Consider the following 6,739-nt stretch of genomic DNA (forward strand, 5'->3'; position numbering starts at 1 on the left):
CGACACATGGACCAGACACATGCCTCGTCCCCGCTAGCGGGTGCCGTGCATGACCTGGCAACGGAGGTGGTCCTCGCTCTGCGGAGCGGGGACCACCTCGCCACGGTGTGCGGCGCGGCGGGCATCGACGAGGAGAACCGGACCGGAGTCGCCGCCGTGCGGGTCATCGGCGCCGACGTGCTGCTGCCCAGCGTCCTGACCGGGCGCCATCCACATCCGGGGGACGTCGCGGTGCTCGACCGGGCGGTACGGGAGTTCCCGCCCAAGCCCGACGCCCCGGCCGCCACGGCCTGGAGCCACTGGCACATGACCTCCACGCTCCGGCGGATCGCGACCCCGTCTCCGGGCGAGGCCGCACCCACGACCGACGAGCCCGACGCCGCCTGGCTGGAGCACGCCCCCTGGCAGGCCTTCACCCACCAGCTGTCCGTCCTGGCCCCGCTCGCCGTCCCGGCCGTCCCCTCGGCCGTCCAGCGGGCGGCGGCGAACCGGGCGGTCGACCTGGCGCGCGGGTTCGTCCGCGCGGTCCGGCGGCGCGACTGGCTCCAGGCGGCGGGCGCCGGGCGCTGGCTGGCCGCGGTCGGCGGCGAACCGGCCACGCTGGGCCTGGACCGCGGCCTGGACTTCGTCGAGCTGATGGGCGGCCACGACCCCCGGGTCACCCTCCAGGTGCGAGCCGCCCGGCTGATGGCCGAGGCGAGGCCGCGGTGACGGCGACCGCCACCCAGGACCCCCGGGGGCGCCCGGGGGTGGGCGGGGCGTCCCCCGCGCCCGGCTCCGCCCTCGCCGTGCTCCCCGGGGTGCTGTCCCGCGCGCTGGCCTGGACCGACGACCACCGGGCGGGTTTCGCGCTCCCCGACGACGTCCTGGAGCCCCACACCCAGGTCAACGCCACCCTCAAGCCGCTGGGCGAACTGGCCCAGCTCGGCTCCACCATCCGCCGCGCCACCGCCCCCGGCACCCCGGAGCACGAGCTGGCCGGGGAGCTCGTGGCGTACGCCTGGGCGCAGGTGCGGGAGGGCGCCCTGCTCCTGGAGCTGCTGCGCGCCGAGCCGTTCGCCGCCTACCCGTACGAGATCTACGCCGCGTTCGCCGGGTACGGGCTGCGCCACGAGGGGTTCGAGGCGCTGGCCCGCCCGCTCACCGCGACCCGGGCCTGGGCCCACACCGAGCAGCACGCCAACCGGCAGCTGGGCCTGGTCAACTCCGAGCGGCGGGTGGGGGTGGTGACCCACACGGACGCGGGCGGGGTGCTGGCGCGGACCTGGCTGGGCGGACTGTCGGAACCGTGGATGTTCGAGGGCCCCTCCGGCTACGCCCTGACCCACACCGTCTTCCACCTCACCGACTGGGGCCGGATGCCCGAGCGGGTGCCGGAGCGGATCGACGGCTATCTGCGGACCTGGCTGCCCGCGTGGGCCGACGGCTGCCTGGAGAGCGGCCAGTGGGATCTGACCGGCGAGCTGCTGGCGGTGGCCGCGTCGCTGCCGGGCCCGTCGCCCACCGGACTGCTGGACGCGGTCTGGCCGGTGCTGGCCGGGGCCCAGCACCCGACGGGGTGCGTGCCGGAGACCGGCGTACCGGTGGACGAGGACGCTCCGCCGGACCCGTATCCCTTCATCGACTGCTATCACTCCACGCTCGTGACGGCCTTCGCCGCGGCCCTGTCCCTGAGGTCGCTGCGGTCGCCGGGGCGGGCGGACGAGACCGGGCCCGCCCGGGAAAGGCACACCCCATGAGCAGCTCCATCCAGCAGATCCACGACGTCGGGGCGAAGGCCCTGGGCTGGCTGTACGAGCACCGCGAGGGCTTCCGGCTGGAGGCCGATCCGGCCCCGGAGGCGGGGATGCTGGACCGGTTCAAGCCGCTGGGCGAGCTGGCGCTGATCGGGAAGGTCATCTTCCGCGAGGGCGTGGCGGGCTCCCAGCAGGCCTCGCTCGCCCACAAGCTGCTGGATCACGCCTGGCACGAGCTGCTGGGCTCCGGGGCGCGGCTGCTGGAGGGCCAGCGGCGCGAACCGCTCTCACCGGTGCCGCTGGAGGTCTACGTACCGTTCCGTGAGCTGGGCTACCGGCAGCCGGACCTGGAGTCCGCGATCCGGCTCAACCACCGCCTGGGCAGCTGGGCGGCGCTGGAGGTGCTGCCGGTGCGGCGGCTCGGGCTGAGCGCGATCGAGCGGCGCTTCGGGGTGGAGCCGAGCGTTCCGGAGACAGCGGCGCTGGCCCACACCTGGCTGGCGCGGCGGCCCGAGCCGTGGACGGTCGAGGGCCACATCGGCTACGACATCACCCACACCGTCTTCCACCTCACCGACTGGGGCGAGCGGACCGCCGGGCTGCCCGCCGACATCGCGGAGTACCTGGCGATGTGGCTGCCGGTCTGGCTGGACGACTGGCTGGACCTGAGGCGCTGGGACCTGCTGGGCGAGCTGCTGGTGGTCGACGCGTGCCTGCCGGAACCCACCCTGGACGCGGCGGCCTGGCAGGGGTTCGCGCAGGCCCAGCAGCCGGACGGGGCGATGCCGGTGGTCGGTGACATGCCGGAGGGCGACGAGGAGTCGGTGTTCGACCTCGTCTACCACCCGACGCTGGTCGCCGCGTTCGCCTCGGCGCTGGCGATGTCCCGCGCCCTGTCCGGCCTCAGCGCCGCACCGGCCCCGGCATGACGGATATGACGGACATGACGGACGCGACGGACGTGTCGACGGTCCGCGCGGACGCCCCCGGCTTCCGGGCCACGGCCCGCCTCCTGGCCACCGCGGCCACCGCGGTCGACGCCCCGGACCTGGTGCTCGCGGTCAGCCGGAACGGCGTCCGCACGGTCCACACCGGCGGCGGCTCGGAGCCGGGCCCGGTCCCCCGCGAACGGCTCGCATACGAGCTGGGCTCGGCGTCGAAGCCGTACGCCGGACTGCTGCTCGCCCGGCTGGTCGCCGAGGGCCGGGTCCGCTACGAGGACCGGGCGGCGGACCTCTTGGCCCCGGGCCTCCCGGTGCACCCGGCGGTACGCCGGATCACCCTGCGCCATCTGCTCACCCACACCTCGGGGCTGCCGGGTCTGCCGGCCGACTTCTACCCGCAGGCGGTGCCCCGCTGGTCGACCGACCCCTACGGCGGCTACCCGGCCGACCGGGTGGTGCGGGCGTTCCTGCGGGCCCGCCCGCGCCACCGCCCCGGGACCCGCTGGCACTACTCGAACTTCGCCGTCTCGGTCCTCGGCCACACCCTGGCGGCGGCCACCGGCACCCCCTGGGAGGTGCTGCTGCACCAGCGGGTGCTGACCCCGCTCGGCCTGACGGCGACCCGGGTGCGGCCGGGACCGGAGGGCGCGGACGCGGTGGGCCACCGCCGGGACGGCACCCCGGTGCCCGCGCTGGACACCGGGGGCTTCGCGGCGGCGGGCGCGGTGCGGGCGACCCCGCTGGACCTGCTGTCGTTCCTGGAGGCGCACCTGGGCGGCCCGGAGCATCGCGACCCGTCCCTGAGCGCGGCGCTCGCCGACGTGACACGGCCCGTACTGCGGCGCGGCCTGCGGCACGGGCACACCCACACGCTCACCTGGTTCCACCACCCCTCCCCGTACGGCCCGGTGCTCTTCCACGCGGGGGCGACGCTGGGCCAGCAGGCGTTCCTGGGCTTCCGCCCGGGGTCGGGGCTCGCGGTGGCGGCGACGGCGACGCGGCGGGTGCACCGGGCGGACACGTTCGTGGCGACGGCGTACGGGCTGCTGACGGAGACGCACTGACCACGCGCCCCGCCGACCCTGCTCTGCGCCTGTCACCGGACCCTCTCCGCGTCACCGGACCCGCTGTTACCGGGCCTCTCCGTGCCACCGGACCCGCTGTTACCGGGCCTCTCCGTGCCACCGGACCCGCTATTACCGGGCCTCTCCGCGTCACCGGACCCTCCGCCTGATACCGCGCTACCGGGTCCTCCCCTGTCCGCCACCGGGCCCTGCGCCTGTCAGCGGGCCTTCTCCGCGTTCTTGGCGGCGACCACCGCGTCGAACACCTCGCGCTTGGGCAGTCCGGCGTCGGCGGCGACGGCGGCGATGGCCTCCTTGCGCGGCTCCCCCGCCTCCTCGCGCACCCGCACCCGGCGCACCAGTTCCTCGGCGTCCAGCTCCTCGGGACCGGAGTCGGGGGCGCCCTCGACGACGACGGTGATCTCCCCCCGTACCCCGTCGGCGGCCCACTCGGCCAGCTCACCGAGCGGGCCGCGCCTCACCTCCTCGTACGTCTTGGTCAGCTCCCGGCAGACGGCGGCGCGGCGCTGCGCGCCGAAGACCTCGGCCATCGCGACGAGGGTGTCGTCCAGCCGGTGGGGGGCCTCGAAGAAGACCATGGTGCGCCGCTCGCCGGCGTTCTCGCGGAGCCGGGAGAGCCGTTCGCCGGCCTTGCGGGGCAGGAACCCCTCGAAGCAGAACCGGTCGACGGGCAGCCCGGACAGGGCGAGCGCGGTGAGCACGGCGGACGGCCCGGGGACGGCGGTGACGCGGATGCCGCGTGCCACGGCGGCGGCGACGAGCCGGTAGCCGGGGTCGGAGACGGACGGCATCCCGGCGTCCGTGACGAGCAGCACCCGCGCCCCGTCGGCCAGCGCCTCGACCAGCTCCGGCGTACGGGCGGACTCGTTGCCCTCGAAGTAGGAGACGACACGCCCCGAGGTGTGGACGCCGAGCCCCTGGGTGAGGCGGCGCAGCCGCCGGGTGTCCTCGGCGGCGACGACATCGGCCCGCTCCAGTTCGGCGGCCAGGCGGGGCGGGGCGTCCGCCAGGTCTCCGATGGGGGTCCCTGCGAGCACGAGCGTTCCAGTCTCTCCAGTCACATCAGCCATCCTCGCAGCACGGGCAGCACCGTTCGCACAGATGCGTTCCCTACGATGGCGCGGTGACGAGTACCGCACCCGAGACCCAGCGGGGCCAAGACGCCGGGGACCCGCCCGGCGAACAGCCGACCTCCTGGCAACGGCGGCTGCGCCGCTTCGGCCATGTCCCCCGGGCGGAGACCTCCCTCAGGGACCGGCTGGACCCGCCGTACACCCGGCCCGGCCGTCAGCTGTGGTCGGTGCTCGCGGTGCCGCCGCGCCTCGCCGACCGGCTGGTGCGGTGGTCCGCCTGGGGCGGCCCGTTGCTGGTGACCCTGGTCGCCGGGGTGCTGCGGTTCTGGAAGCTGGACCAGCCGCACGCGGTGATATTCGACGAGACGTACTACGCGAAGGACGCGTGGGCGCTGGTCAACCAGGGGTACGAGGGGTCCTGGCCCAAGGACGTCGACAAGCTGATCCTCAAGGACCCCGACGCGGTCCCGATCCCGACCGACCCGGGCTACGTGGTGCACCCGCCGGTCGGGAAGTGGATCATCGGCTTCGGTGAGCAGCTGTTCGGCTTCACGCCGTTCGGCTGGCGGTTCATGGTGGCGGTGCTCGGCACGCTCTCCGTGCTCCTCCTCTGCCGGATCGGCCGGCGGCTGTTCCGTTCCACGTTCCTGGGGTGTCTGGCGGGTCTGCTGCTCGCGGTGGACGGGCTGCACTTCGTGATGAGCCGGACCGCGCTGCTCGATCTGATCGTGATGTTCTTCGTGCTGGCCGCGTTCGGCTGCCTGGTGGTGGACCGGGACCGCGCGCGGCGGACGCTGGCCGACGCGCTGCCGGTGGACGCCGAGGGGGTGCTGCGCCCGGACGCGCGGATCGCGGAGACCCTGCGGCTGGGATGGCGGCCGTGGCGGCTCGCGGCGGGTGTGATGCTGGGCCTGGCCTTCGCCACGAAGTGGAACGGCCTCTACGTCCTGGCCGCGTTCGGCCTGATGACGGTCCTGTGGGACGTGGGCGCACGGCGCACGGCGGGCGCGGCGCACCCCTACCGGGCGGTGCTGCGCCGGGACCTGTTCCCCGCGTTCGTCTCCACGGTGCCGGTGGCGATCGTCACCTACGTCGTCTCCTGGACCGGCTGGATCGTCACGGGCAAGGGCTACTACCGCAACTGGGCGGCCACCGAGGGCAAGGGCTCGTCCTGGAGCTGGCTGCTGCCGGACTGGGTGCGGAGCCTGTGGCACTACGAGACCCAGGTGTACGACTTCCACGTCGGCCTGACCTCGGGCCACACCTACGAGTCCAACCCGTGGAGCTGGCTGGTCCTCGGCCGCCCGGTCTCCTACTTCTACGAGGAGCGGACGGGCTGCGAGCAGTCCGCGACCGGCAAGTGCGCCGCCGAGGTCCTCGCCATCGGCACCCCGCTGCTCTGGTGGCTGGCGTGCTTCGCCCTGGCCTACGTCGTCTGGCGCTGGTTCTTCCGCCGGGACTGGCGGGCGGGCGCGATCGCCTGCGGGGTGGCGGCGGGCTGGCTGCCCTGGTTCTTCTACCAGGAGCGCACGATCTTCCTCTTCTACGCGGTCGTGTTCGTCCCGTTCCTGTGTCTGGCCGTGACGATGATGCTCGGCGCGGTCCTGGGCCCGGCCGCGGGCAGGGGCACCCGGGCCGAACTGGGCCTGGACTCCCCCGACCCGACCGGCGAGCGCCGCCGCACCCTCGGGGCGATCACGGTGGGTGTGCTGGTGCTCCTGATCATCTGGAACTTCATCTACTTCTGGCCGCTCTACACCGGCACCTCGATCCCGGAGGACCTGTGGCGGGACCGGATGTGGCTGGACACCTGGGTGTAGCCGCGTCGCCCGTCGCGGTGGACCCGCGGCGGGCGGGGAGCGCACATGCGGGCGGGCCGCCGCGCCGGGGTCGGTGCGGCC

The 6,739-nt window shown here is 74.7% G+C and carries 6 protein-coding genes; 5 read left to right on the top strand and 1 reads right to left on the bottom strand.

All coding sequences use genetic code 11. The features are described from left to right. Nucleotides 1-6: 6 nt before the first annotated feature. Genes ACIRRU_RS28375 through ACIRRU_RS28390 form a run of 4 tightly spaced genes read left to right on the top strand, consistent with a single transcriptional unit; the run spans nucleotide 7 to nucleotide 3,744 of the window. On the top strand, nucleotides 7-711 hold the full coding sequence (locus ACIRRU_RS28375; RefSeq protein ID WP_403685171.1) for a hypothetical protein: 705 nt from the start codon (nucleotides 7-9) through the stop codon (nucleotides 709-711). Beyond that, nucleotides 708-1,739 carry a DUF6895 family protein gene (locus ACIRRU_RS28380; RefSeq protein ID WP_403685172.1) on the top strand — a complete coding sequence of 344 codons (1,032 nt, stop codon included), beginning with the start codon at nucleotides 708-710 and terminating at the stop codon, nucleotides 1,737-1,739. The genes ACIRRU_RS28375 and ACIRRU_RS28380 overlap by 4 nt, the downstream gene beginning before the upstream one ends. Continuing rightward, complete coding sequence (locus ACIRRU_RS28385) at nucleotides 1,736-2,665, top strand: DUF6895 family protein (protein WP_403685173.1); 930 nt, start codon at nucleotides 1,736-1,738, stop codon at nucleotides 2,663-2,665. Before ACIRRU_RS28380 ends, ACIRRU_RS28385 begins: the two co-directional genes overlap by 4 nt. A gap of 14 nt (nucleotides 2,666-2,679) precedes the next feature. Further along, on the top strand, nucleotides 2,680-3,744 hold the full coding sequence (locus ACIRRU_RS28390; protein ID WP_403685174.1) for a serine hydrolase domain-containing protein: 1,065 nt from the start codon (nucleotides 2,680-2,682) through the stop codon (nucleotides 3,742-3,744). 218 nt (nucleotides 3,745-3,962) lie between these two features. Here the strand turns inward: ACIRRU_RS28390 and rsmI are convergent, their stop codons facing one another. Beyond that, nucleotides 3,963-4,835 carry a 16S rRNA (cytidine(1402)-2'-O)-methyltransferase gene (rsmI, locus tag ACIRRU_RS28395; RefSeq protein ID WP_403685175.1) on the bottom strand — a complete coding sequence of 291 codons (873 nt, stop codon included), beginning with the start codon at nucleotides 4,833-4,835 and terminating at the stop codon, nucleotides 3,963-3,965. 53 nt (nucleotides 4,836-4,888) lie between these two features. Between rsmI and ACIRRU_RS28400 the strand changes: the two genes are divergently transcribed. Next, on the top strand, nucleotides 4,889-6,658 hold the full coding sequence (locus tag ACIRRU_RS28400; protein ID WP_403685177.1) for a dolichyl-phosphate-mannose--protein mannosyltransferase: 1,770 nt from the start codon (nucleotides 4,889-4,891) through the stop codon (nucleotides 6,656-6,658). Nucleotides 6,659-6,739: the final 81 nt, after the last annotated feature.

This window comes from Streptomyces sp. NPDC101181 (assembly GCF_044767975.1).
Classification (GTDB): domain Bacteria; phylum Actinomycetota; class Actinomycetes; order Streptomycetales; family Streptomycetaceae; genus Streptomyces.